The 24,362-nt window shown below is 71.9% G+C and carries 26 protein-coding genes; 9 read left to right on the forward strand and 17 right to left on the reverse strand.

The genetic code is table 11. From position 1 onward, the window contains the following. Nucleotides 1–22: 22 nt before the first annotated feature. Entirely contained in the window at nt 23–421 is a 399-nt protein-coding gene (locus tag ACFVDP_RS09320; RefSeq protein WP_383485780.1) for a VOC family protein, read from the forward strand. 24 nt (nt 422–445) lie between these two features. Here the strand turns inward: ACFVDP_RS09320 and ACFVDP_RS09325 are convergent, their stop codons facing one another. Continuing rightward, nucleotides 446–1,468, reverse strand: a complete 1,023-nt coding sequence (locus ACFVDP_RS09325; protein ID WP_383485782.1) for an alpha/beta fold hydrolase — start codon at nt 1,466–1,468, stop codon at nt 446–448. A 240-nt stretch (nt 1,469–1,708) separates the two neighbouring features. Between ACFVDP_RS09325 and ACFVDP_RS09330 the strand changes: the two genes are divergently transcribed. Beyond that, entirely contained in the window at nt 1,709–2,071 is a 363-nt protein-coding gene (locus ACFVDP_RS09330; RefSeq protein ID WP_383485784.1) for a hypothetical protein, read from the forward strand. 36 nt (nt 2,072–2,107) lie between these two features. On the opposite strand, the gene ACFVDP_RS09335 is transcribed toward ACFVDP_RS09330, so the two are convergent. From ACFVDP_RS09335 to ACFVDP_RS09365, 7 genes are all read right to left on the reverse strand, one after another. Next, nucleotides 2,108–3,043: an SDR family NAD(P)-dependent oxidoreductase gene (locus tag ACFVDP_RS09335; RefSeq protein WP_383485786.1), complete on the reverse strand. Its 936-nt coding sequence runs from the start codon at nt 3,041–3,043 to the stop codon at nt 2,108–2,110. A 51-nt stretch (nt 3,044–3,094) separates the two neighbouring features. Continuing rightward, nucleotides 3,095–4,537: an aldehyde dehydrogenase gene (locus ACFVDP_RS09340; RefSeq protein ID WP_383485788.1), complete on the reverse strand. Its 1,443-nt coding sequence runs from the start codon at nt 4,535–4,537 to the stop codon at nt 3,095–3,097. 65 nt (nt 4,538–4,602) lie between these two features. Further along, nucleotides 4,603–5,028, reverse strand: a complete 426-nt coding sequence (locus ACFVDP_RS09345) for a hypothetical protein (RefSeq protein WP_383485790.1) — start codon at nt 5,026–5,028, stop codon at nt 4,603–4,605. Next, nucleotides 5,013–5,402 (reverse strand): hypothetical protein, encoded by a 390-nt coding sequence (locus ACFVDP_RS09350; protein ID WP_383485793.1) that lies wholly within the window; start codon nt 5,400–5,402, stop codon nt 5,013–5,015. The genes ACFVDP_RS09345 and ACFVDP_RS09350 overlap by 16 nt, the downstream gene beginning before the upstream one ends. Before the next feature lie 25 nt (nt 5,403–5,427). Next, entirely contained in the window at nt 5,428–6,330 is a 903-nt protein-coding gene (locus ACFVDP_RS09355) for a Bax inhibitor-1/YccA family protein (protein WP_383485796.1), read from the reverse strand. A gap of 170 nt (nt 6,331–6,500) precedes the next feature. Then, nucleotides 6,501–7,895 (reverse strand): FAD-binding oxidoreductase, encoded by a 1,395-nt coding sequence (locus ACFVDP_RS09360; protein ID WP_383485799.1) that lies wholly within the window; start codon nt 7,893–7,895, stop codon nt 6,501–6,503. A 194-nt stretch (nt 7,896–8,089) separates the two neighbouring features. Next, nucleotides 8,090–9,628 (reverse strand): MDR family MFS transporter, encoded by a 1,539-nt coding sequence (locus tag ACFVDP_RS09365; protein ID WP_383485802.1) that lies wholly within the window; start codon nt 9,626–9,628, stop codon nt 8,090–8,092. A gap of 192 nt (nt 9,629–9,820) precedes the next feature. Between ACFVDP_RS09365 and ACFVDP_RS09370 the strand changes: the two genes are divergently transcribed. Beyond that, nucleotides 9,821–10,312, forward strand: coding sequence for a TetR/AcrR family transcriptional regulator (locus ACFVDP_RS09370; RefSeq protein ID WP_383486062.1), 492 nt, complete (start codon nt 9,821–9,823; stop codon nt 10,310–10,312). 86 nt (nt 10,313–10,398) lie between these two features. Here the strand turns inward: ACFVDP_RS09370 and ACFVDP_RS09375 are convergent, their stop codons facing one another. Next, a complete protein-coding gene (locus ACFVDP_RS09375; RefSeq protein ID WP_383485805.1) occupies nt 10,399–11,046 on the reverse strand; it encodes an HAD-IA family hydrolase in 648 nt (215 codons plus the stop codon). Between the two features lie 91 nt (nt 11,047–11,137). Then, the gene (locus tag ACFVDP_RS09380; protein WP_383485808.1) at nt 11,138–11,977 is read right to left on the reverse strand and encodes a prephenate dehydratase; all 840 of its coding nucleotides are present in this window, start codon (nt 11,975–11,977) and stop codon (nt 11,138–11,140) included. 244 nt (nt 11,978–12,221) lie between these two features. Here ACFVDP_RS09380 and ACFVDP_RS09385 point away from each other — a divergent pair, with 244 nt between their 5' ends. Next, nucleotides 12,222–12,692: an SsgA family sporulation/cell division regulator gene (locus ACFVDP_RS09385; protein WP_383485811.1), complete on the forward strand. Its 471-nt coding sequence runs from the start codon at nt 12,222–12,224 to the stop codon at nt 12,690–12,692. A 69-nt stretch (nt 12,693–12,761) separates the two neighbouring features. Here the strand turns inward: ACFVDP_RS09385 and ACFVDP_RS09390 are convergent, their stop codons facing one another. Further along, on the reverse strand, nt 12,762–13,238 hold the full coding sequence (locus ACFVDP_RS09390) for an acyl-CoA thioesterase (protein WP_383485813.1): 477 nt from the start codon (nt 13,236–13,238) through the stop codon (nt 12,762–12,764). 123 nt (nt 13,239–13,361) lie between these two features. Here ACFVDP_RS09390 and ACFVDP_RS09395 point away from each other — a divergent pair, with 123 nt between their 5' ends. Next, on the forward strand, nt 13,362–13,787 hold the full coding sequence (locus ACFVDP_RS09395) for a winged helix-turn-helix transcriptional regulator (RefSeq protein WP_383485816.1): 426 nt from the start codon (nt 13,362–13,364) through the stop codon (nt 13,785–13,787). 5 nt (nt 13,788–13,792) lie between these two features. Then, nucleotides 13,793–15,175, forward strand: coding sequence for a CHASE3 domain-containing protein (locus ACFVDP_RS09400; protein WP_383485819.1), 1,383 nt, complete (start codon nt 13,793–13,795; stop codon nt 15,173–15,175). 14 nt (nt 15,176–15,189) lie between these two features. Here the strand turns inward: ACFVDP_RS09400 and ACFVDP_RS09405 are convergent, their stop codons facing one another. Both ACFVDP_RS09405 and ACFVDP_RS09410 read right to left on the reverse strand, forming a co-directional pair. Then, complete coding sequence (locus ACFVDP_RS09405; RefSeq protein ID WP_383485822.1) at nt 15,190–15,492, reverse strand: WhiB family transcriptional regulator; 303 nt, start codon at nt 15,490–15,492, stop codon at nt 15,190–15,192. A 50-nt stretch (nt 15,493–15,542) separates the two neighbouring features. Next, on the reverse strand, nt 15,543–15,953 hold the full coding sequence (locus ACFVDP_RS09410) for an SsgA family sporulation/cell division regulator (protein WP_383485825.1): 411 nt from the start codon (nt 15,951–15,953) through the stop codon (nt 15,543–15,545). A 218-nt stretch (nt 15,954–16,171) separates the two neighbouring features. On the opposite strand from ACFVDP_RS09410, the gene ACFVDP_RS09415 reads away from it, so the two are divergent. Next, on the forward strand, nt 16,172–16,831 hold the full coding sequence (locus ACFVDP_RS09415) for a response regulator (protein ID WP_383485828.1): 660 nt from the start codon (nt 16,172–16,174) through the stop codon (nt 16,829–16,831). Between the two features lie 42 nt (nt 16,832–16,873). Here the strand turns inward: ACFVDP_RS09415 and ACFVDP_RS09420 are convergent, their stop codons facing one another. Both ACFVDP_RS09420 and ACFVDP_RS09425 read right to left on the reverse strand, forming a co-directional pair. Continuing rightward, nucleotides 16,874–17,239, reverse strand: coding sequence for a response regulator transcription factor (locus tag ACFVDP_RS09420; protein ID WP_383485831.1), 366 nt, complete (start codon nt 17,237–17,239; stop codon nt 16,874–16,876). 132 nt (nt 17,240–17,371) lie between these two features. Further along, nucleotides 17,372–19,000 carry an MDR family MFS transporter gene (locus ACFVDP_RS09425; RefSeq protein ID WP_383485834.1) on the reverse strand — a complete coding sequence of 543 codons (1,629 nt, stop codon included), beginning with the start codon at nt 18,998–19,000 and terminating at the stop codon, nt 17,372–17,374. 279 nt (nt 19,001–19,279) lie between these two features. Here ACFVDP_RS09425 and ACFVDP_RS09430 point away from each other — a divergent pair, with 279 nt between their 5' ends. Next, the gene (locus ACFVDP_RS09430) at nt 19,280–22,117 is read left to right on the forward strand and encodes an AAA family ATPase (RefSeq protein WP_383485838.1); all 2,838 of its coding nucleotides are present in this window, start codon (nt 19,280–19,282) and stop codon (nt 22,115–22,117) included. On the opposite strand, the gene ACFVDP_RS09435 is transcribed toward ACFVDP_RS09430, so the two are convergent. Together ACFVDP_RS09435 and ACFVDP_RS09440 are read right to left on the reverse strand one after the other, a co-directional pair. Then, nucleotides 22,104–22,778, reverse strand: coding sequence for a TetR/AcrR family transcriptional regulator (locus ACFVDP_RS09435; RefSeq protein WP_383485841.1), 675 nt, complete (start codon nt 22,776–22,778; stop codon nt 22,104–22,106). The genes ACFVDP_RS09430 and ACFVDP_RS09435 overlap by 14 nt on opposite strands. 80 nt (nt 22,779–22,858) lie before the next feature. Beyond that, a complete protein-coding gene (locus ACFVDP_RS09440) occupies nt 22,859–23,677 on the reverse strand; it encodes an oxidoreductase (RefSeq protein ID WP_383486065.1) in 819 nt (272 codons plus the stop codon). Nucleotides 23,678–23,858: 181 nt separating this feature from the next. Between ACFVDP_RS09440 and ACFVDP_RS09445 the strand changes: the two genes are divergently transcribed. Then, nucleotides 23,859–24,332 carry a Dps family protein gene (locus ACFVDP_RS09445; protein ID WP_383485844.1) on the forward strand — a complete coding sequence of 158 codons (474 nt, stop codon included), beginning with the start codon at nt 23,859–23,861 and terminating at the stop codon, nt 24,330–24,332. The last annotated feature ends 30 nt before the right edge of the window (nt 24,333–24,362 follow it).

Here is a 24,362-nt window from a genome sequence, read left to right on the forward strand (position 1 = left end):
TCGCACAGCCAAGGAGCTCCCCATGGACTTCGTCTCGATCCGCATCATCACCGGCGATGTGCCGCGCCTCGTCGACTTCTACGAGCGGGCCACAGGCACGCGGGCGACGTGGGCCACCGAGGACTTCGCCGAGCTCAGGACGGCGGGCGTCACCCTCGCGATCGCGAGCACCCGGACGGTCCCGCTGTTCGCCCCCGGCTCGGCCCGTCCGGCGGACAACCACAGTGTGATCACGGAGTTCCTCGTCGACGACGTGGACCGGGTGTACGCGGACCTGAGCGGGTTCGTCACCGACTTCGTCGGCGGGCCCACCACGATGCCGTGGGGCAACCGGTCGCTGCTGTTCCGCGACCCCGACGGCAACCTCGTCAACTTCTTCACCCCCGTGACGGCGGCGGCCGTCGAGAAGTTCGCGCGCTGACGTCACTCGCGGAAGCAGTCCCGGTCAGCCCATGGCGTCGGCCTCGACGATCGCGTCGGCGAAGGCCGCGGGCTGTTCCTGGGGGAGGTTGTGGCCGGCGTCCTCGACGACGTGGTGCGTCCACGGGCCGGTGAAGTGCGCGGCGTATCCGCTGCCGTCGGTGGGCGGGATGACGCCGTCGTTCCGGCCGTCCAGCGTGACGGTCGGGACGGTGATCCTCGGCTGGTCGAGGAGCCTGCGCTCCAGCGCCTCGTAGCGGGGGTCGCCGGGGGCGGCGGCCAGCCGGTGGCGGTAGCCGTGGATGACCACGTCGACGTAGTCGGTGTTGGTCCACAGCTCGGCCGTCTGCGCGAACTCGGCCTCGGTGAACCGCCAGTCCGGCGAGTTGCGGTGCCAGACGACACGGGCGAGGTCGTCGCGGTTGCGCTGGAGGCCCTTTCGGCCGCGCTCGGTGAGGAAGTAGAAGAAGTACCAGTAGCCCTCCTCCATGGCGGGGGCCAGCGGCTCCTGCGCGACGGCGATGTTCTGGATCAGGTATCCGTTGACGGAGACGAGGCCGGTGCAGCGCTCGGGCCACAGTGCCGCGGCGACGTCGGCGGCCCGCCCGCCCCAGTCGTATCCGGCGAACAGCGCGCGGGGCAGGCGCAGAGCGTCCATGAAGTCGATCAGGTCCGCGCCGAGCGCCGCCTGCTGACCGGATCTGACGGTGTCGGCGTGCAGGAACCGCGTCTCACCATGGCCACGCAGGTAGGGGATGTAGCAGCGGTATCCGCGGCGGGCGAGCGCGGGCGCCACTTCCGCGTAGGAGCCGGCCGGACTGAACGGCCAGCCGTGCAGCAGGATCACGGGGGTGCCGTGGGCCGGGCCGACGTCGTGGTAGGCGATCTCCAGTACGTCCGTGCGGGTGCGGCGCAGCGGGCCCAGGCCGCTGTCGCTGCGGTCGGCCGCCGCGCGGGGCGTCGCCGTGGCCCGGCCCGCTCCCGCCAGAGCGCCGACCCCCGCCGCCGCCGCCGTCACGGCCTGCCCCAGTCTCCGCCTGCTGATCATGACGCTTCCTCACGTTCCGTTCGGGGTGAGCGGGGGTGGGGTGCGGGACGCACACACCCCACCACCCATCACCTGTTGAAGTGGTTACGAGAATGCTGGCATGGAAGGCTGCTGTCAAGGAGGCACCGGGCCGTCACATGTGTGTCCTGTTTTGGACTCACGGCCACTTGATTGAACGTGCAAGAGTCACCCGAACAGCAATCCCCCACGTCTCACCCTTCACACGAAAAGGCGGACAGCATGCTCACCCCCACGACGAAACTCCGCGGCGCGGTCGCGGCCGTTGCCCTGGCCGTGTCCCTGATCGGTCTCGGGGCGGGATCCGCGCAGGCCGCCGCGGGTTGGCCCCCGCTGCAGGAGGGCGCGTACCTCTACTCGCAGGGCACCGGCTCAGGGGAGGTCACCGCGGTGGATCTGGGCGACGTCGGCACCTGCCACACCCTCGCGGCGCCGGTCAGGTCGATCCAGATCGCGTCCGGTTCCGCGTCGGTGACGCTGTATCCGGAGGCCGGCTGCGGCGGCGCCCATGCCTGGGCGTCCGGTTCGCTGACGCAGAGCAACCTGCCCTTCGCGGCCTTGAGTTACCGCGTGGTTCCGGCCTGACGGCACGCCGGGCCCGCCGAAAGGGCGCGGCCCGGCTCAGGCCACCAAGGGGTACGCGAGGTCCCAGAGCCGGTCGGCGGCCGCGGGGTCGGCCGACCAGGCGGCCACGCCCTCCATCACGTCCGGGCCTCCGTCGACGACCGCGGACTCCTGGTTGTCCTCGAAGTAGCGTCCGCTCACCCCGTCGAGGAGCGGCGAGCCGGCCAGCAGCACAGTGGTGGCCGCGCCCTCGGCGGGCGTCTTGTAGTAGTCGGGCGTCAGCAGGTTCCCGTCGTCGTCCATGGCGCCGAAGGCCCGCATCGTCGCCGGGTCGAGGTGGCGCGTGAGGTTGGTGTGGATCCAGCCCGGCGCGCAGGCGTTCGCGGTGATGCCGTCCTCGGCCCACTTCCGGGCGATCCCGACCGCGAGGAGGACGTCGGCGGTCTTGGACTGCGCGTAGGCGGTGAACGGATCGTAGGGCCGGTGCTCGAACTGCGGGTCCTCGAAGTCGAATCCGCAGCGGAGCTGGGCTCCGGAGCTGAGGACGACGACCCGGGACGTCCCCGCCTGCCGCAGGGCGTCGCGCAGGCCGACGGCGAGCGCGAAGTGGCCGAGGTAGTTGGTGGCGAGCTGCGCCTCCCAGCCCTGCGCGGTCACCTGCCGGGTGGGGAGCATCATCACGCCCGCGTTGGCGACGAGCGCGTCCAGCGGTCCGGTCCAGTCGGCGCAGAAGGCGCGGACGGACGCCGGATCGGTCAGGTCGAGGGCGGCGGCGCGGGCGCCCGGCACCTCCTTGACCAGCCCGTCGGCGGCGGCAGGGTCGCGTACGGCGACGGTCACCTCGGCGCCGGCGCCGGCGAGGGCGCGTACGGTCTCCACGCCCAGCCCCGAGGCCCCACCGGTGACGATCATGCGGCGGCCGCCCAGATCGACTCCGTCGAGCACCTCGGAGGCCGTGGCGCGCTTGCCGAAGGGGGTGGTGATCAACGACATTCTCGTATCCTGTCTGTCATTCTCCGGGGACACATGTGTGCGGGAGCCGGGTCAGAGGGTGATGGTCTGGTACTCGGTGTAGGTGCCGAGACCGACCGCGCCGTACTCGCGGCCGATGCCGCTGGCCTTGAAGCCGCCGAACGGGCCGTCGAAGCCGACGGAGGCGCCGTTGACCGTGACGGTGCCGGTGCGCACCCGGCGGGCGACCGCGAGCGCGTGTGCCTCGTCGGTGGACCAGACGCCGCCGGACAGGCCGTACTCGGAGTCGTTGGCGATGCGGACCGCGTCGTCCTCGTCCTCGTAGGCGATCACCACGAGGACCGGGCCGAAGACCTCCTCCTGTGCGATCCGCATGGAGTTGTCGACGTCGGCGAAGACGGTCGGGGAGACGTAGTTGCCCTTCTCCAGGCCCTCGGGAATCTGCGGGCCGCCGGTCACGAGCCGCGCCCCCTCCTCGATGCCGATCTGGATGTACTCGCGCACCCGCTGCTGCTGGTCGGGGCGGATCATCGGGCCGATGAAGGTGTCCGGGGCGCTCGGGTCGCCGACCTTCAGCGACTCCACCAGCTCCTTCAGCGCCGTGACCACCTCTTCGTAGCGGCTGCGCGGGGCGAGGATCCTGGTCTGGGCGATGCAGGACTCGCCGTTGTTGAGCAGGGAGGAGAACTTCAGGCCCGACACGGCTCGTTCGATGTCGGCGTCCGGCAGGATGATCGCGGCGGACTTGCCGCCGAGCTCCAGGCTGACGCGCTTGAGCTGCTCGCCCGCGAGGGAGGCGATGCGGCGTCCGGCGCGCGTGGAGCCGGTGAAGGCGATCTTGTCCACCTCCGGGTGCGACACCAGGTACTCGCTGGTCTCACGGTCCGCGGGCAGCACGCTGAGTACGCCGTCGGGCAGACCGACCTGTTCGAGCAGCTCGGCGAGGAATCCCATGCTCAGCGAGTTCTCCGGGGACACCTTGAGCACGACCGAGTTGCCCGCGAGGAGCGCCGGGATGATCTTCGAAGTGGCCGAGGAGAAGGGCGAGTTCCACGGGATCACGGCGGCGACGACGCCGACGGCCTCGCGCCGCACCACGCTGCGGACCGGTGAGGCCGGGTCGGAGGGGACCAGGGTCTCCTCCCAGCCGAACTCCTCCGCCGCCTTCAGGTAGGCGTTCGCCTGCCGGGTGAGTCCGGGCTGGCCTGCCCGGGTGAACCAGCCCGCCGAACCGTTCTCCAGCGAGATCAGGTCGGCGACCTTCTCCGCGTTCTCCTCACGCAGTGCGTTGAAGCGCCGCAGGAGCGCGATCCGCTCCGCCGGTGCGGTCAGGCGCCACACACCTGCCTCGAACGATGCCCGCGCCGCGGCCACCGCGCGGTCGACGTCGGCCGGCTGCGCCTGGGCGGCGCGGCCGATCACCGACCTGTCGTGCGGCGAGGTGATGTCGAGCAGCTCCGTGCTGCTCGGCTCGGTCCAGGAGCCCCCGATGAAAAGCCGGTCGTAGGTGATCATGCGCTTTCTCTCCTCCGGTGCAGTCATCAACTTAACTGTCACTTCAATGTAGCACTTCCATCGGTCTAACGCTCACCGATGAGGTTTTTAAGTGGCGGGGTGGCACACAGGTCGGCCACCTGGACGACCGTGGGGCGGACCACGCTGGACCATTCGCCGTGCAGTCCTGGCCAGACGGCCAGCAGCACCTCACCGTTCGCACGGCCCAGATGGGCGGTGACGTCCGTCCGGTCCGGGCCCACCGAGGTCCAGGACAGCAGCACGCGGCCTTCCGGAACGGCTGCCGCCCGGCCGAACGGCAGCCAGTTCGCGACGAGCGTGCCGCCCGCAGGCCGGACGAGCGCGCCTCTGACGTCGGCGGGCATCGACTCGGCGGTGAGCGTGGACAGTTCTACGGTCCGGTGGGCGTCGGAGCCGGGTACCAGCGCCAGCAGGGGCCGGCCGGTGCTCGCGTTCCAGGACCGGCGACGCCTCGTCACAGGGCGACGCATGACGCATCCCCCTCGGACACGCCGTGTGCCACCACCCGCTCCAGCAGTTCCGTGGCGGCGCGGCGTACGGGGTCGGCTTCCGGAGCCGAGACATTGCCGGTGTCGTGCAACTCGGCGAGGAGCCGGGCCAGTCGGCCGCCGCCGATGGTCGTCAGGGCGAGGTTGCCCTCCCACAGGGTGTCGCGCAGGCGGTCCGTCGTGAGCTGGCCGTCGCCTGCGGTGGCGACGAGCAGCCGGAAGACGAGGATTCGCTCCAGCGGACCCGGTGTCCAGCGTCCGCGGTCCAGGTCCGCGGCGAGGGCGGCGGTCAGCTCGCCGAGGCGCTGCGCGGGCGGTGGAGTCTGCGGGTCCAGGGGTGGTGCGTCGTGGTGCATGAGGAGTCGGGCCTTCTTCTGATGCTCAGTGGAGGTCGTCGTGGGGATAGAGGGTGAAGAGCCGCGTCGTCTCCACGTAGAGCCAGGTCAGGGTCAGGGTGAGGCCGAACGCGGCCGACCAGGCGCGGTCGCGGGAGGCGCCGAAGGTGACACCGTCCTCGACCTGTCTGAAGTGCAGGGAGAGGAACGACGCGGCGAGGGCGACGCCCAGGAGCCCGGTGAAGAGGCCGAGCCCGAAGGGGCGCAGTCCCAGGCCGTCCGCCCCCGCGAGCGGGAGAAGCAGCCAGTCGGCCAGTGCGAGGAGGGCGAGGCCCAGCAGGGCGGCGCCCAGGAAGCCGTAGAACCGCCGGTTCACACGTATCCAGCCCAGGGCGCGGGCGAGCAGCGCGCCCGCGGACGTCGCCATCGTCCCGAGCACCAACTGCACGAGGATGCCCGGTGACAGATGGCTGGAGACCGTCCAGGACAGCACGCCGAGAAATCCGCCCTGGCACGCGGCGAACGTCAGCGTCAGGGACGCCGACGACGGGTTCCCGCGGCACTGGATCACGACGAGTACCGCGGCGGGCAGCGCGGCCACAGCGGCGATCGCGTAGAGGACGCCGATCGGGAGCGTGACGCGCGGCAGCAGCGTCCACGCCAGTACGGCCGTGAGGACCGTCGTGGCGAGTGCCGCCGCCGCGCGCGGCAGGACGTCGCGCATCGTCATCAGGTCGCCCACGAGGAGGGGCGGCGCGTCGTGCCCGTCGTGCTCGTCCGTGGGGGCCTGCTCGACGTCCTTGCCCGCCCTGATCCGGTCCCGCGTCACCGCCCGTCCGGCACGCGGGTCCCGGGCCGCCGTCTTCTGTCCACCGCGCGGGGTGAACTGCGGCAGGCGGAGCACCGGATTGCTGCTCTTGATCGTGCGCTGCTGCTCGACCGGTGTCACGTCAGCTCCTCTTCTCCGTCTCCGGGGTGCCGACGGGCGCACCGGAGTGTGGGTGGCTTCAGCCTGTCGCGGGGTTCCGGTCCACGCATCCGTCACATGACGGTGTGCCGCGGAACAGACACACGTGTTTCGGGTCGGCAAGGGTTCGGCAGGGGTGGCCGGCCGTGGGTTCAGGCGGGCGGGATGTTGTGGTTGAGCCGGAAGATGTTCGCCGGGTCGTACCGCTTCTTCACGGCGGCGAGCCGGTCGAACCGCTCCGCCCCGTACACCGCGCGCACCTCGTCGGGGTCGCTCGCCTCGTCGGGTGACAGGAAGTTCACCATGTTGCGCTCGGCGGCCCACGGGGCGAGGCCGTCCATGACCCGGGCCAGTTCGGCGCGGAGCGCGGGCGCGTGGTCCGGGGCGCCCACCGCGAACGCGAAGACGACGAAGGGCAGTCCCCTGCTGGACACCGCGTTCGGCACGGCGGGTGCACGGTCGAAGGCGCCGCCGAGCGCGCGGATCTCCACGTTCGCCAGGGTGCATCCCGAGTCCGGGCCCGTCAGCTCCACCAGGGTCCGCGCCGTCTTCTCGGAGAACTCCGTCAGGCACAGGCTGCGGTCGAAGTAGGGCATGGCGTCCACCGGGTCCTGGTGGATCTCGCCGATCGCGGTGTACGGCCGCTCCCCCACCGTGTCGGCGAGCAGTGGCGCGCAGGAGCGCAGCGCGGCGATGAGTTCCGCGCCCTCGTCCGCCGTGCCGAGATGGCCGATCCGCAGGTGGACCACGAAGGCGCCGCGCAGCGGTTCGGGCAGTGCCGGTACGTCGGGCAGCCGTTGGACGCCTATCGACGACGTCGTCTCCTCCCCCGTGCCGGGCAGCCAGGCCCGCCAGGCCTCCAGCACCCGGGACAGGTCCTCGCCCGCGAAGTAGAGACCGCCGCCGTAGAAGCGGGTGACGGGGAACACGTCGAACTCGATCGCGGTCACCACGCCGAAGTTGCCCTTGCCGCCGAGCGCCGCCCAGAACAGGTCGGGGTCCCGCAGCGGGGTCACCCGGCGGAGTTCACCGTCCGCCGTGACCATGTCCAGCTCGCGCACATGGTCGGCGGCGTAGCCCGACGACCGTCCCAGCAGCGGGCTCTGGCCGCCGCCCAGGGTGTAGCCGACGACGCCCACGCCGGGGGCCGAGCCGGCCAGCGGTGCCAGGCCGAACTCCGCGGTGCGGGGCAGGACGTCGTGCCAGCGCACGCCGGCTCCGGCCCGGACGGTCCGCCGCCGGGCGTCGACGGAGACGGCGTTCATCCGGTCCGTCGTGATCAGCAGCCCGCCCCGGGCCGCCGACACCATCTGGTGGGCCGACGCCTTCACGGCGACGGGCATCCCGTGCCGCGCGGCGAATCGCACCGCGCCCTGGACGTCCCGCTCACCCGTCGCGCCGACCACCAGCGCGGGACGGAGCCCGCACACGAGGTTGTACGTGGCGCACTCCGCCGCGTACCCCTCGTCGTCCGGCAGCAGCACGGGCCCTCGCACCGAGCCGCGCAGCGCGGCCACGTCCTCGGGCCGGAAGCCCGGAGCCGTCACACCTTCGTTCTGCGGTTCCGCTATGTCCGACGTACCTGATGCATTCACCTGGATCACTACCTCACTCGCCCATGCGCCGGTTCCCCCGGCCGTGCGCTCGCAGGGCGGCCGCACGGCACACGTGGGGTGACAAACACTGTCGTCACCTGAACGGAGCGGGTGTGCGCGAGTGTTCACACCGACTTCCGTGGGGCTCAGGCGGCCCGGACGGTTTCCTCGGCCGTGGCAGCGGTGTCGGAGACCGTCGTCGTGGCGTCGGGCCTGTTGCCCGGCTTCAGGCTGAGGGCGAGGGCGACACCGGCGGCGAGGGCGGGGGCCATCCACAGGTAGCCGGTGGCCGTGGCGTGGGCGAAGGCGTCCAGGGCGGTGTCGCGCAGGCCCGTCGGCAGTCCGGCGATGGTGTCGGGCCGGGCGGCGTCGAACCCGCCCGTGGCCGGCAGGTCGCGGGTGCGCTCGGCGAAGCCCGTGTTGAGGAGGGTGCCGAAGACGGCGACGCCGAAGGCCGCGCCGATGGAGCGGGCGAACGTGACCACGGCGCTCGCCGCGCCGAGGTCGGCGGCGGGCACGCTGTTCTGGACGGTGGTGAGCACGACCATGGGCACCATGCCGATGCCGATCCCGGTGACGAGGAAGTATCCGCTCAGTACGAGGGTGCCGGTGGCGGCTCCGATGGTGCTCAGCAGGAGCAGCCCGGCGAGGTTGGCGAGCAGCCCCGTGAACAGGATCGGGCGCAGCCGGCCGGCGTGCGCGGCCCAGCGTCCGGCGAGGGACTGGCTCACCACCAGACCCGCGACCAGGGGCAGCAGGTGGATGCCGGAGAGGGTGGCCGAGACACCGTGCACGATCTGGAGGTAGGTCGGCAGGTAGACGAGGACGGCGAACATCGCGGCGTTGGCGACGAAGCCGATCAGCGCGGAGACGACCACGGTCCGGGAGGCGAACATGGCGGGCGGCAGGACCGGGGCGGCGGCCCGGCGCTCGACGGGCACCAGCAGTGCGGCGAGCGCGACGGTGGCCGCGATCAGCGTGACGATCGCGGGCGAACCCCAGCCCCAGCGCTCACCGAACGAGGTGACCAGGACCAGGCCGGTGGCGATCCCCGCCAGGATCGTGGCGCCCGCGTAGTCGATCCGGGCCCTGGTCCTGCTGGTGGAGGTGGGCAGTGCCCGCGCCGCGACGAACAGCGCGACGGCGCCGACCGGCAGGTTGACGAGGAAGGCCCAGCGCCAGGACAGCTGGTCGGTGAAGATGCCGCCCAGCAGGGGGCCGACGATGCTGGCGACGCCGTAGACCGAACCGAACATCCCCTGGTAGCGGCCGCGTTGGTCGGCGGCGACGATGTCGCCGACCAGGGCGAAGGTCAGCACGATCATGCCGCCGCCGCCCACGCCCTGGAGCACCCGGGCGCCGATGAGTTCGGGCAGGGTCCGCGCGAGGCCGCAGGCCACGGAGGCCACCAGGAAGACCGTGGTCGAGGCCAGGTACAGGCGCTTGCGGCCGAACATGTCGCCGAGCTTGCCCCACAGCGGGGTCACGGCCGTCGAGGCGAGGAGGTAGGCGGCGCTGACCCAGGCGATGTCGTCGAACCCGTTCAGGTCCTCCGCTATGCGGGGCAGCGCGGTGGAGACGATCGTCTGGTCCAGGGCCGCCAGGAGAACCGCCAGGATCAGCGCGCTCATGGCGGCGGCCACGCCGCGCGGCCGGGGTGACGAGGACTGCTGTGACGTCGGCATCGAAGTGCCTCTCTGATCTGAAGTGATGTCACTCCACGAGTTAACTGTCACTACAATGTAGCACTTACAGATCAGAGATTCACTCCACAGTGGCTTTAGATGTGCGAGGCTCCACATTCCGCGGTTAGACTCGGAGCCGTGAGAGCCGACGCAGCACGCAATCTGGAAACCGTCCTGACCACCGCGGCCCGCATGCTCGCGGCCGATCCCGCCGCCAGCATCGCGAGCATCGCCACCGAGGCAGGTGTGGACCGACGCACCGTCTACCGGCGCTTCGCCTCCCGAGAGGACCTCCTGGCGGCCGTCCACGAGGCTCGCCTCACCGCGATCGAGCACGCCGTGCGGGACGCCCGGCTGCGCGAGGCGCCCGTCGCCGTCGCCCTGCACCGCTACGTCGAGCACATCATCGTCGTGAACCGCGACTGGCCCGTCGACCTCACACGGATGCTGGCCGACGACGCCCTGCGCACGCGCCGCGACGCATCGGTCCACGAGGTGGATGTCTTCCTCGAACGCGCCACCGACGAGGGGCTGTTGCGGACCGGTCTGCCGCAGGGCTGGGCGAGTGCGCTGCTGCCCCAGCTGATGCACCTGGTCGCCCGGCAGCTGCCCGATCTGAGCCCCGGGCAGGCGGCGGACGTCGTCGTCGACACCTTGCTGCACGGGCTCGGCACCTCGTCCTGAAAACAGCGACGGCCCCTGAGGACACACGGTACGACGTGTGTCCTCAGGGGCCGATCGGTCTGTTCAGCCGTGGCGGTGCGGGCGCTTCAGGCCCGGTCGTCGCCCTCTTCACCGGTCAGCGACATGCCGAGCGCTTCCTCCAGCGCGGCGATCGTCCGCGCGGGGTCCGCCGCGTGCACGGTGGCGAAGCCGAGTTCGGCCGCCGGGGGCAGGTACTGCGGAGTGTCGTCGACGAACACGCACTCCTCCGCCGGAAGGTCGAGCCGGTCGAGGACGAGCTGGAACATCTTCTGCTCGGGCTTGCGGGTGCCATGCAGTTCGGACAGCACCACGGCGTCGTAGCGCTCGTCGATGTCGTATCCGTCGTAGAGGTTCCACGGCGTGGGGCCCACGGAGTTCGAGAGGATGCCGACCTTCACCCCCGCCCGGCGCGCGGCGGCGGCCGCGGCGATCACCGTGTGCTCGGGGCGCAGGTCGGCGAAGATGCGCCCCATCAGGTTGTCGGGGTCGAGGCCGAGGAGCCGGCCGGCCGCTTCGTTCCACTCCGGCTGGCCGATGGTCCCGCGCTCCAGCTCCTCGGTGCGGCGGATCCCCTCGGGGTTCAGGTAGAGGCCGGTGAGCAACGTCCCCTCGGCCAGTCCCGCGCGCCGCTCGAAGGCGAGCGCGGCGGGCAGCAGAGGGGTCGTCAGCACACCGCCGAAATCGAGGACGAGGCCCTTGCGGTGGAGAGTCATACGCACACCTTAGAGGGTGGCCGGAACATGTCCGGTGCCGGTGGGTGTGTTTCTCACCGCGGGGCACATGTGTGCCCGTTCGGCGTGCGGGTCATGCGCTCCCGGAGCGGTGCGGGTGCGCGGGGAAGACGCCCAGGACGCGCACCTCGCTGGAGAAGAAGCGCAGCTCGTGCAGGGCCAGGGCGACCCGCTCGTCGTCGGGGTGGCCCTCGATCTCGACGTAGAAGCGGCTGGCGCTGCGGCCCGCTCCCATCTGATAGCTCTCGATCTTGGTGAGGTTCACCCCGCTGCTGGCGAATCCGCCGAGCGCCTTGTACAGCGCACTCGGAATGTTGCGCACGCAGAAGAACAGGCTCGTCATCGTCGGCTCCCCGAGGGCCGGAGCCGGGGCGGCCTCGCGGGACAGGACGACGAACCGCGTGGTGTTGTCCGGGTCGTCCTCGACTCCCGCGCGCAGCACCTCCAGGCCGTGCAGCCCGGCCGCGGCGGGCGGGGCGAGCGCCGCGTGCCGCGGGTCGCCCAGCTCGGCCACCTCGCGCGCGGCTCCGGCGGTGTCGTCGCAGACGAGGGTGCGCCAGCCGCCCTCGCGCAGCAGCTTGCGGCACTGGCCGAGGGCGTGCACGTGACTGCGTACGCACTCGACCTGGTCCGGCGTCGCGCCGGGGACGCCCATGAGGTCGAAGCGGATGGCGTGGAAGTACTCGGCGACGATGAACAGCCCCGACTCGGGCAGCAGGTGGTGCACGTCCGCGACGCGTCCCGCCGCGGAGTTGTCCACCGGGATCACGGCGACATCGGCCGTGCCGAGCGATACGGCGTCCAGTGCCTGCTCGAAGCTCGTGCACGGCAGTTGGGGGTCCCCGGGAAACAGGGCGCTCGCAACGGTCGCCGAATTGGATCCGAGTTCACCCTGGTACGTGACGGTTGTCACCGGTTTACGCCCTTCCACGTGGTTCTGTCGCCGGGCGGCAGCCGCTCGCTCGCACACCGCGCCTCGTGCAGTATCGGTGGTCCCGGCGCCCGGACGCTCATCAGGGGGTGCCGGCGGTCCCATGACTTAGGGCGCGTGGCGGCGCGGTACGTCGCGTTTCACGGTCAACTTACTTATGGAGAGCGCGGCGCGGGCGACGAGAGTGGGGTGCGCCAGTCTCCGCCCCAGGGAAGGACCCCACGTCATGAGCGGCTACGAACCAGGTGTCCGGACCGGCCGACGGGCCCCGGACGGTCGCCCCCGGCTGACCCTGGACATCGAGCGCGTCCTGGGTGTCCGGGCGCGGCAGGCCATCAGGGCCGAGTTCCGCTTCGACCCGGCGTCGCCTCTGGTCGTGTCGGTGGAGTTCGTCGCCGAGGGCGGTCCGCGGGTGCTGTGGCGGATCGGGCGGGACCTGCTCCAGGAGGGGCTGTACGGGGTGAGCGGCCTGGGGGACGTAAAGGTCTGGCCCTCGGGTCCGCAGGCCGGGTCGACGGCCCGGCTGCAACTGGCCTCCGGGGACATGGCCGCCCTCTTCGAGCTGCCCGTGCCCCCGCTGGCCGCGTGGCTCGCGCACACGTACGAGCTCGTGCCCGCCGGACAGGAACTCGCCGGTGTCGACTGGGACGTGACGGCCGCCGATCTGCTGCACGGCCCGCGGGCGCACTCCGACTGATCTCCGTACGCCTGCCTCCCACGGCGCGCTCCGGGCGATCGTCGCGACCGACCGGTCCGCGCCCGACGTTCAGCGCCTCGACGTGATCAGCTCGCAGTCGGCGGCCCGCGCCTCTTCCATGGTGAGCCGCAGTCCGGCGGGAGGCTCGGTGATCCTGCGGGCGCGCAGGTCGATCCAGGCACCGAGGGTGCGGACCACCGCGGCCTCCTCGCCGCTCTCCCGGGTGAAGGTGTGCTCGAACCGCCAGCGCCCACGGTCGGCACTCAGTCCGACGAGCCGGGACGTGACGGTGAGGACGTCGAGCGGGAACACCTCGCGCAGATAGCGCACCTCCTCGCCGAGGGACACGGCGGCGACACCTGCCTTCGCGAGCGCCCGCGGCGGCCAGCCCGCGTCGACGAGGAGGGCGAGCCGGGCCGTGGCGGCGTACTCCAGGTATCGCGTGTTGCGCAGATGGCCGTTCAGGTCCGTGTCGTCCCAGCGGACCTCGAAGGACTTCGTCAGCTCCTTGGGCATGTCGGAACCCGCCTTCCACTCCATGTTCATGACCGATGCTCAGGTGCTCCCTACACGGACCGGCTCGGGCGAAAGGTTCACACACCGCCTTCGGACCGACGCTGACATGTGACCGGTTGCCGAAACATGTTCCTGCCTGGATAGTGTCTCCTCATGAACATCACCGGGGACACGTCCGAAGCCAGTGTCTTCTCGAAGGACTGCCCCTCCCGTCAGGTCCTCCTCGATGTGACGGGCCGCTGGGGGATCCTGGTCCTGGCCGCCCTCCACCAGGGAGAGTCCAGGTTCAGCGTGCTGCACCGGCGCATCGAGGGCATCAGCGAGAAGATGCTGTCGCACACGCTGCAACTGCTGCGCCGGGACGGCCTGGTGCACCGGCACGTGGCGGACGACGCCCCGCCGCAGGTGACGTACAGCCTGTCCGGCCTCGGCCGCACGGTCGCCGCCACGGCCGTGGACCTCGTGGCGCTGCTCGAAGGGTGCGTCGAGCAGTTCGAGCGGGCGCGTCACGCGTACGAGGAGTGCACACCCCGCACTGAGGCACACCTCCCGTCCGGGGCCAGGCACACATGGGCGTAGCACGCTTGTGCAGAAACCGGTCGCTGGGGCTCACGAGCCTGACGGTCGCGGCGAGCGCGCTGCTGGCCTCGCTGATCGGCGTCGCGTTCGCCGTCCTGCTGTGGGCGATCTCCGACGCGAACAGCTCGGTGTCGGACCGTCGCGCGTCCCGTACGGCTCTCGTGGAGGCCGGGACCATGGAGCAACTGTTGCTCGACCTGGAGACGGGACAGCGCGGTTTCGTGATCACCGAGCGCGAGGAGTTCCTCGAGCCGTGGTCGGCGGCGCGCGAGCAACTGCCCGCGGCAGCAGGCCGGTTCACCGCGAGTGCCACCTCCCCGGCGCAGCGGCGGGCCGCCGGACGGATCGCGCGGGACGTCCAGTCCTTCCTCGACGCGTACTCGGTCCCGCTGGTCGCGATGGTGCGCCGCGGTGATCCGGCCGCGGCCGGTCTCGACCGGGCCGCCGAGGGCAAGCGGCGCGTCGACGCCCTGCGCACCCGGTTCGACACGTACATGGAGGACGAGCGGGCCCAGCTCGCGCGGCGCACGGACGCGGCCGGCGCCAACAGCCATCAGGCGGTGCTCGCCGCCGCGCTCGGTCTCGCGGCGTCCATGGCGCTCGTGGCCGTCTTCACCGTGCTCCAGCACCGGGCGGTGGTGCGGCCGGTGCGCGGCGCGGCGGCCGCCGCGCAGGAACTCGCGGGCGGCGATCTGAGTGTGCGGGTGCCGCCCAGTGCGGTGGCCGAGATCGGCGCGCTCGGCACCTCGTTCAACACCATGGCGGCCTCCCTCCAGGACAGCCGCCGCCGCATCATGGAGAGCACCGAGGCCGTGCATCGGCGCACGGCCCGTGACCTGCACGACGGGGCGCAGCAGCGGCTGGTCAGCCTCATGATCGGGCTGCGGCTCGCGCGGGAGCTGATACCGGACACGCAGGGCGCGGCGATCGAGTTGCTGGACCAGTCGGTCGACAACGCGCAGACGGCCGTCAACGAACTCCGGGAGCTGGCCTCGGGCATCTATCCCCTCGTGCTCACGGTGAAGGGTCTGGTGGCGGCGGTGAAGGATCTCGCGGTCCGGTGCCCGGTGCCCACCGTCGTCGGATGCGTGAACGAACGACGGATCTCCCCCACCGTCGAGTCGAACGCGTACTTCGTCGTGGCCGAGGCCGTGACCAACGCGGTCAAGCACGCGCGGGCCTCCCGGATCGATGTCACCGTCGACTTCGGCGAGATGCTGCGGATCGAGGTCTCCGACGACGGGATCGGCGGAGTGGGCAAGGCGTCCGCCGGGAGCGGGATGACCGGCCTGGCGGACCGGGTGGCGGCCTTCGACGGCAAGGTGACCATCGACTCCCCCGCGGGTGGCGGCACCACCCTCCTGATCCGGATACCGATTCCCGCCTGATCCGGCCGGGCACGTCACCGCGGGGACGCGTCGTGCTCCGCGATCTTCTGGACCGGGTCCGTACCGAGCCGGCGGCGTTCCCGTCCCGACAGGCCGCCCCAGACTCCGTAGGTCTCCTCGTGCGCGAGAGCCGTCGCGGCGCACCGCTCGGCGACCGCGCAGTCGGCGCAGATACGGCGGGCCCGCTCCTCGCGGTCGCGGCGGGCACGACCCCGCTCGCCCGACGGGGAGAAGAAGACCGAACTGCTCATGCCACGACAGGCGGCCTGTTCCTGCCACTGCCAGTAACCGATGAGGGGGCGCGGGTCGCTGTGCATCGTCTGCCTTTCGAAGGATGTAGGGGTGGTGCTGGTGCGAGGGGTGGGGGTCACTCCGCGGGCTGGACGAGTACGTCCCAGTCCACCCCGTCGAGTTCGGTGCCGCGGGCCACCAGGGCGTAGGTCCCGGCGAGCCACCGGGCCACCGGTTCGGCGGGGATCTCGAAGAGCGCGGTGCGCGTACTGCCCAGGCGCAGGCAGAAGGCGGACCGCTCGCCGCCCGGGCCGTCCACCGGCCAGAGCGCCACATCGCCCTCCCCGGCGCGGGCGGCCAGGCCCTCGGTGAGCAGTTCACGGGCGAATACCCAGCGCACGAGCCGACCGCCGTCCGTCTCCACGATCAGGGTGACGGCCAGCGGGTCGCGGGTGTCGTACGAGAACTCGCCGGCGCGGCCGAGGGCCAGCATGGAGGTCACCCAGTGCGTCATCTCCACGGGGAGATGGGTCAGTTGTGCGTCCATGGTCGTCTCCTTGTGATGCGGCCGCTCCGGATGGCGCGGGCCGGAAAGATGGGGCTTGGTTGGGCGTCGGCGACTGCCAGTCTGGTCATCGGCCGCGGCCGGGTCTGTCGTGTGTTCCCTCGCACCCTGTCGGGACGTCCGTGGAACATGTGTGGGGCACACCCCATATCGCGGTACCGCCACATGTGCACGAGACACCTCACGCTAGGATCCCCGCCATGAACCAACCATTGCGGGCGGTGCTCGGTGAGGATCAGCCGATCGTGCGCGAGGGCATCGCGACGATTCTGCGCACCGCGGGCATCGACGTGGTCGCCGCCGTCGACAACGCGGTGGATCTCATCCGTGCCGCCGACGAACACCTCCCCGACGTCGTGATCACCGACATCCAGATGCCGCCGGCGCTGGAGGCGGACGGTCTTGACGCCGTGCGCGAGATCCGCGCGGCGCGTCCCGGGACCGCCGTGATCGTCCTGTCGCAGTTCCTCGACGCCTCCTACGCGCTCGATCTCGTCGGGGACGATCCCAGCGGTGTGGGATACCTGCTCAAGGAGAAGGTGGCGCATCCCCAGTTGCTCATCGACGCCGTCGAGCGCGTCGTGGCCCGTGACTCGGCGCTCGACCCGGACGTCATCGCGGCGCTGCTCGGCCGCAAGCGTCCCGAGGATCCGCTGGCGGCCCTGACGCCGAAGGAGCGGGAGGTCCTCGCGCACATGGCCGAGGGGCACTCCAACACGGGGATCGCCCAGCTGCTGTTCGTGAGTGTCGCCGCCGTGGAGCGGCATGTGACGGGAATCTTCCTGAAGTTGGGGCTCAGCCAGACGGCGTCCGGGCAGCACCGGCGGGTGCTGGCGGTGCTGCGCTACCTGGGCCAGTAGCGGTCCGGGCGGACGGGACCGCGCCGGCTGCCCGGGACCGCCTCAGGACGTGCCGGGTGCGAACAGCCCCCGCAGGTCGGCGTCGACCAGCTTGTCTTTGGGGACGAACGACTCGATGCCGGCCCCGCGGAGTTCGTCCCGCGACCAGAGCGACTTGTCGGTGGAGGTCAGCACGATGCGCGGGGGACGGTCCTCCCCGGTCAGCTGGCGGGCCACGCTCAGCCCGTCCACGTCCGGCAGGTGGAGATCGAGCAGCAGTCCGTCGGGGCGGTGCTCCCGTACCGCGGCCAGGGCCGAGGCGCCGTCCGGGGACTCCGCCACGACCCGCAGGCCTCGCGCCGTCAGCAGCATCGTGGCGACGCGGCGGAACCCGGGGTCGTCGTCGACGACGACGATGTTGATGCACATGATCTCAGCATGCCGGGCGGTCCGTCGGCGCGGCCATAGGGGAATCCCTACGGTTTTGTGTATCGCTCACGCACCGGTGAATCCGCAGCTCCGCGCGTCGGCACACGGCGCGGGCGGCCCCACAGCATCCGGTCAGGACGTACCGTCCGGCGCCGGGCTCGCCTCGGGCCGCCGTGTCGCCCGGGCCAGTCCGCTCTGGGCGCTCAGGGGAACCTCCTTGATGAACAGGGTCACCAGGAAGGCGATCAGGGCGATCGGGGCGACGTAGAGGAAGATGTCGCCGATGCCGTGTCCGTAGGCGACCTCCAGCCAGGTCCGGACGGGGGCGGGCAGCGCGGCGAGGTCCGGGAGCGAGCCGTCGCCGGAGGCCCGCGCGGCGGTGATCCGGTCCGCCGGGGCGAGCTGGGTGAGGGTGTCGCGGGCGTACCCGCCGATCCGGGTGGTGAGGATCGCGCCGAGCACCGAGACGCCGACCGCGCCGCCCAGGGAGCGGAAGAAGGTCACCGTCGAGGAGGCGGCGCCGAGATCGTCGGCCGACACCTGGTTCTGGGTGCACAGCACGAGGTTCTGCAGGGTCATGCCGACGCCGAGCCCCATCAGGGTCATGCAGAGGGCGATGAAGACGTACGAGGTGTCGTGGCGGAGCATGCCGAGCAGCGCGACGCCCGCCGTCAGCAGGGCCCCGCCCGAGAGCAGCCAGCCCTTCCACCGGCCGGTACGGGTGATGACGCGGCCGGAGACGGTGGAGGACACGAACAGCCCGGCGATGAACGGGATCGTCATGAGACCCGACCGGGTCGGCGAGTCACCGCGCGCCAGCTGGAAGAACTGGCTGAAGAACACGGTGCCCGCGAACAGCGCGACGCCGACGAACAGGGAGGAGAGTGAGGCGAGCGCGATGGTGCGGTTGCGGAACAGGCGCAGCGGGATGATCGGTTCGGCGGCCCTGGTCTCGACGTAGAGGAAGACGAGGGTCAGCAGGAGTGCGCCGGCGATCGACGCGTACGTCTGCCAGGACAGCCACGCGTACTTGTCCCCGGCGAAGGTGACCCAGAGCAACAGCAGACAGACGGCCGCGCTGACGAAGAAGGCGCCCGCCCAGTCAACCTTGGCGGCGCGTGCGGTCACCGGCAGGTTCAGCGTCCTCTGCAGCACCACCAGGGCGACGATCGCGAAGGGGATGCCGACGAACAGGCACCAGCGCCAGCCGAGCCAGCTGGTGTCGGTGATGACACCGCCGAGCAGCGGGCCGCCGACGGTGGCGACGGCGAAGGTCGCCCCGAGGTAGCCGGAGTAACGCCCGCGCTCACGCGGGGAGATCATCGCGGCCAGGACGACCTGGGCGAGGGCGGAGAGCCCGCCGCCGCCGAGGCCCTGGATCACGCGGGCGGTGATCAGTGTGGCGGTGTTCGGTGCGAGGCCGGCGACGAGGGAGCCGGCCGAGTAGACGATCAGCGCCGACTGGACGAGCACCTTCTTGCTGAACTGGTCGGCGAGCTTGCCCCACAGCGGGGTGGACGCCGTCACCGCGAGCAGGGAGGAGGTGACGACCCAGGTGTAGGCGCTCTGGCCACCGCCGAGGTCGCTGATGATCCTCGGCAGGGCGTTGGTGACGACGGTGGAGGACAGGATGGCGGCGAAGAGGCCGAGCAGCAGTCCCGACAGGGCGCGCATGATCTGCGCGTGGGTCATCGGCGCGGGCAGGGCCCCGCCGCCGGGGTGGGCCTGGGGCCGCACGTCGGCGCCCGGGGTGGTGGTCATAGGGGGTGTCGCGTCCTTAACTGGGTGACAGCGGAGGTGGTGACCGGGCCGAGGGGTTTCTCGCCCCGGCCGGCGGAAGCCGCTCGCGGGGTGCGGGCACCGGCTCAGTCTCGGGGCCCGTGCAGGACGCACACATCCGTCGGTTGACTGCGTAGCGGGCCGGAACACCCTGCCGGACATGTGAGCGGCGCGAGACCGTCACTGCCGGTCGGGGCCGGGGGCGGCGCCCCACGGCGGACTTCTACAATGTCCGGTACGAGGATGGGGACGAGGACAGCGATGGCACGCAGCGCCACATCAGAGACGGCACATGTGTCGCCGCCCACCGGCTCCGGCGACTCCGGCGGCCTGTCGGACGGCCCGCTGGTGGGACGCGAGCGGGATCTCGGTCTTGTCTCCGGTCTGTCCGGGCCGTGGGCGGGCGGGGCGCTGCTGCTGTCCGGCGAGCCCGGTGTCGGCAAGTCCGCGCTGCTGGACGCCGTCGCCGCGGCCGCCGAGCGGGACGGCACCCGGGTACTGCGGGCGTCGGGCGCCGAGTTCGAGGCCGACATCAGCTACGCGGCGCTGAACCAGATCCTGCTGCCGCTCCAGGGGCTCCTCGGCCGGCTCGGCTCACCCGGCCGGGAGGCGGTCAGCGTCGCCCTGGGGTTCGGTGCGGGGCCCGCTCCGGAGCGCCTCGTCGTCTGCGCGGGTGTGCTGGACCTGTTGCGGGCCGCCGCCGAGGACGGGCCCGTACTGCTGGTCGTGGACGACCTGCCCTGGGTGGACCGGGCGAGCGCCGCCGTCCTCGGCTTCGTCGCCCGGCGGCTGACCCGCGACCGCGTCCGGTTCCTGGCCGCCTCCCGCACGGGTGTCGCGAGCTTCTTCGACGGCAGCGCGCTGCCGTCGTACGAACTGCCCGCCCTGGACGCGGAGTCCGCCGCGCGCCTCGTCGATCTGCGCTTCCCCGACCTGGCATACCCGGTGCGCCTGCGGCTGCTGGAGGCGGCGCAGGGCAACCCACTGGCCCTGCTCGAACTGCCTGGGGCGCTGCGCGCGGAGCAGCGCCGCGCCCAGGAGGTGCTGCCCGCCGTCCTGCCGCTGGGTGAGCGCCTTCAGTCGTTGTTCGTCTCCCGGGTCCGCTCCCTGCCCGAAGCGACCCGCACGCTGCTCCTGCTCGCCACCCTGGACGGCACCGGTGACCTCGGGGTGCTGTCCGCCGCCGCGCGGGAGAGCCGGGGCCACGCGGACCTGCGGGACCTGGACCCCGCCGAGCGGGACGGGCTGGTCCGGGTCTCCTCCTCGCCACGCCGCCTGGTGTTCCGGCACCCGCTGATCATGTCGGCGGTCGTCGAGGTCGCCACCAGCAGCGGCCGGCGCGCGGCCCATCGCGCCCTCGCGCGGGTACTGGCCGACAAACCGGAGCAGCGCGCCTGGCACCTGGGAGAGGCGACGCTCCAGCCGGACGAGGAAGTGGCCCTGCTCCTGGAGCGTTCCGCGCGGCGCGTCCTGGACCGGGGGGACGCGGTGGCGGCGATCGCGGCGCTCACCCGGGCCGCGGATCTCAGCCCGCTCGACGCCGACCGGGCCCGCCGGCTGTCCGAGGCGGCGTATGTGGGTGCCGAGGCGATCGGCGCGCTGCACAGTGCCTCGACGCTGCTCGAGGATGCCCGCCGCGCGGATCCCGGGCACGGCTCCTCGCTGCGCTCCGCGACGGCAGCGGTGCAGCTGGTCCTGAACGGCGACGGGGATCTGGCGACCGCGCACCGCCTCCTGGTCGGCGCCATCGAGCAGGGCGACCACGGCTACGACGCCGAGGACCCGGCGCTGGTCGACGCGCTCCACTTCCTCCTGCTGCTGTGCAACTACGGCGCCGACGAGGGGTTGTGGGCGCCGTACTACGCGGCCGTCGCCCGGCTGCGTCCCGCTCCCCCGCCGCTGTTGCTGGTCGCCGCGCGCACCTGGGGCGATCCGGCGCACGCCGACGCGGAGACGCTGCGCGCGCTCGACGACATCATCGCCGGCCTGCGTGAGGAGACCGACCCGGCCCGCGTCGTGCGGGTGGGGACCGCCGCGCTGTATCCGGACCGGCTGCCGGCGGTGCGGGAGGCGGCCTGGCGGCTGGTCCGGCAGGGGCGCGAGGGCGGTGCGGTGCGGCGGCACATCGGCGCCCTGCTGCACCTGTGCCTCGACGACTACCACCGCGGCGACTGGGCCGGGGTCGCGAAGCTGTCCGAGGAGGGCCTGGAGGCCTGCTCGACGTCCGGGTACACCGTCTGCACCTGGTTCTTCCAGTACACCAAGGGCCTGGTCACCGCGTCCCGGGGCGACACCGCCACCGCGCACGCGCTCGCGGAGGCGATGATCAACTGGGCGGCTCCCCGGGGCATCCGGGAGTCGGTGCACTGCGCGCTGCACGTGCACGCGCTCGCGGACATGGCGGACGGCGATTTCGACGCGGCGTTCGGGCGGCTGACCGCGATCAGCCCGGCCGGTCGTCTCACCCCGTACGTCGCGCACGCGGCCTGGGTCTTCTTCGACCTGGTGGAGGCCGCCGTGCGCACGGACCGGCACGCGGCGGCGGTCGCGCACATGGACGCGCTGCGCGGGACGCACGTCGCCGGTCTGTCGCCGCGCCTCGCGCTCCTCGCTGGCGGCGCGCAGGCGCTGGTCACGGAGGACGACGCGGAGGCGGCCCGGCTGTTCGCTCGGGCCCTGGCGACGCCCGAGGCGGAGCGGTGGCCGTTCGCCGTGGCGCGGGTGCGGCTGGCGCAGGGCGAACGGCTGCGCCGGTCCCGGGCGCTGTCCGACTCCAAGGTCCCGCTGGCCGCCGCGCTGGAGGTCTTCGAGCGGCTGGGGTCCGTGGCGTGGGCCGAGCGGACCCGCAAGGAACTGCGGGCGGCGGGCGGGTTCGTGGCGCGTGGGGACGACGGGCCCGGGGTGGCTCTGACCGCGCAGGAGCGGCAGATCGCGGAGCTGGCCGCCACCGGCCTGACGAACAAGCAGATCGCCGGGCGGCTGTTCATCTCGCACCGCACCGTCGGCGCCCACCTGTACCAGATCTATCCGAAGCTCGGGATCGCGTCGCGGATGGCGCTGCGGGACGCGCTGGACTCCGCGGACGTCACTCCTGAGTGAGCAGTCCGGTCGCGGAGAGGTACAGAGCGCGGCCGAGGCGTTCCGCGAAGTCGACCTTGGTGTCGGCGAGTTCGGGGGCCCGCTGGGCCTCGACGACCGCGGGTGAGGGGTGCGCGAAGGGCCACAGGCCCGCGGTGTACAGGACGGTCAGGGAGACCAGTTCCCGGGCCTCGGCACAGGACAGCGCGGTCAGGTGACCGCGCAGCACATCCGCCAGGGCGCCCAGGAGCCGGGTGTGGACACGTTTGAAGTCGCGCGCCGACTCGGCGGAGATGTTCCGCTCCAGTTCGGAACCGAGTGCCGCGAACAGTTCGCACAGGAGGGTCCGGCCGGCCAGGGAGCGGGCCAGTTCGTCCGTCACGGTCCGGGTCGGCGCGGCCGCGTCGGCCCCGGCCCGCGCCAGCTCTTCGGGCAACTCCTCGATCCATCGGGCGAGTTCGCGATTGAGCAGCTCGAAGAAGACCGCTTCCCTGGTCTCGAAGTAGCGCACCACGTTCGTCTTCGACAGTCCGACCCGCCGGCTCAGCTCCCGCAGGCTGATGTCGCGTACGGGCAGCTCCGCGAGCAGTTCCGCGGCGGCTTCGAGGATGGTCTGTTTGCGGACCTCCCGCTGTTCGGCGCTGCGCGCACGCCGGAAGTCCGTCGGCCGGTCGTCTGTCATCGTCGCTTCCTCGGGTCCCTCGTCGCGACCCGCACCCGGCGCCGCCTGCGGCAACCCTACGCCGCGCCGGGTGGCGCGGATCAGACGGACTCGCTCACCGCGCGCCACTCGGCGTCCGAGGCGGCGCGTTCGGTCGCCACGCCGGCGGCGACGGCCACGGCGTCCTTGCCGAGCAGCAGCCGCAGCGGCGGCTCCTCGGCCTCCGCGACGTCCAGCAGCACGCGCGCGATGCGGGCCGGGTCGCCCGGCTGCTTGCCGTCCTGCTCGCGGATGCTCTCGACGGCGGCGCCGACGACGCCCCGGTAGGGCTCGCTGACCGGCGGGGTGGCCATGGAGGAGCCCGCCCAGTCGGTGCGCATGCCGCCCGGCTCGGCGACGGTCACCTTGATGCCGAGTGGGGCGACCTCCTTGGCGAGGACCTCCGAGAAACCTCCCACGGCCCACTTGGCGGTCTGGTAGGCGCCGAGGCCGGGCACTCCCACCCGTCCGCCGACGGAGGAGATCTGGATGATGTGCCCGGAGCCCTGCTCGCGCAGGGCCGGCAGGGCCGCCTTGGTGACGTTGACGACGCCGAAGAGGTTGGCGTCGATCTGGTCGCGGAAGGCCTGCTCGGAGGTGTCCTCGACGGCGGCCATGTCGGCGTAGCCGGCGTTGTTGACGACCACGTCCAGGCGTCCGAACGCCTCGACGGTCGCCTGCACGGCACGGCGCGCGGCGGCCGGGTCGGTCACGTCCAGGGTGATGAGCCGGACGCGGTCGCCGTACGTGGCGGTGAGATCGGCGAGGGTCTCGGTGCGTCGGGCGGTGGCGGCCACCTGATGTCCGGCGGCCAGGGCGGTCTCGGCGAGGGTGCGGCCGAGTCCGCGGGAACTGCCGGTGATCAGCCAGGTCTTGCCCATGATGCTGCCTCGTTTCACTGCTGAACCGAATAAAAGGCCGGTGGACCTTTACGCGTTCCACGATAAAGGTCCAGTGGCCTCTTGTCGAGTTCGGCCGAGTCAGTCGATCGACTGATCCCAGGCCGGCGAGGAGACTCGACACTGAGGCGACTGCCACTCCTCCGGAAAGGACCGCACACCCATGACGGTCATCAACAGCCCGCTGCCGGACAAGGAACGAGCGATCGCGGGCGAGGCCCTGCAAGCGACCTTGGTCGACCTTCTCGATCTGTCCCTGGTGGCCAAGCAGGCGCACTGGAACCTGTACGGCCCCCGCTTCCGCTCCATCCATCTCCAGCTCGACGAAGTGGTCACCACCGCCCGCGACTTCGCCGACGCGGTGGCGGAGCGGGCCGCCGCGCTGGGCGTCAGTCCGGACGGCAGGGCCGCCACGATCGCCGCCACCAGCGGCGCGCCCGCCTTCCCGGCCGGCTGGACGAAGGACGCCGATGCCGTCGACGCCCTGGTGCAGACGTTCGCCGCCGTCGTCGCGCGGGCCCGTCGGCACATCGAACTGACCGGTCCGGCCGACGCCGTGACGCAGGATCTGCTGATCGGACTCACGGCCGCGCTGGAGAAGCAGAGCTGGATGTTCCAGGCCGAGAACAGGACCTGACGGAATCCGAGGGGTCCGAGGACCGCGAGG

Source organism: Streptomyces sp. NPDC057694 (assembly GCF_042799415.1).
Lineage (GTDB): Bacteria > Actinomycetota > Actinomycetes > Streptomycetales > Streptomycetaceae > Streptomyces.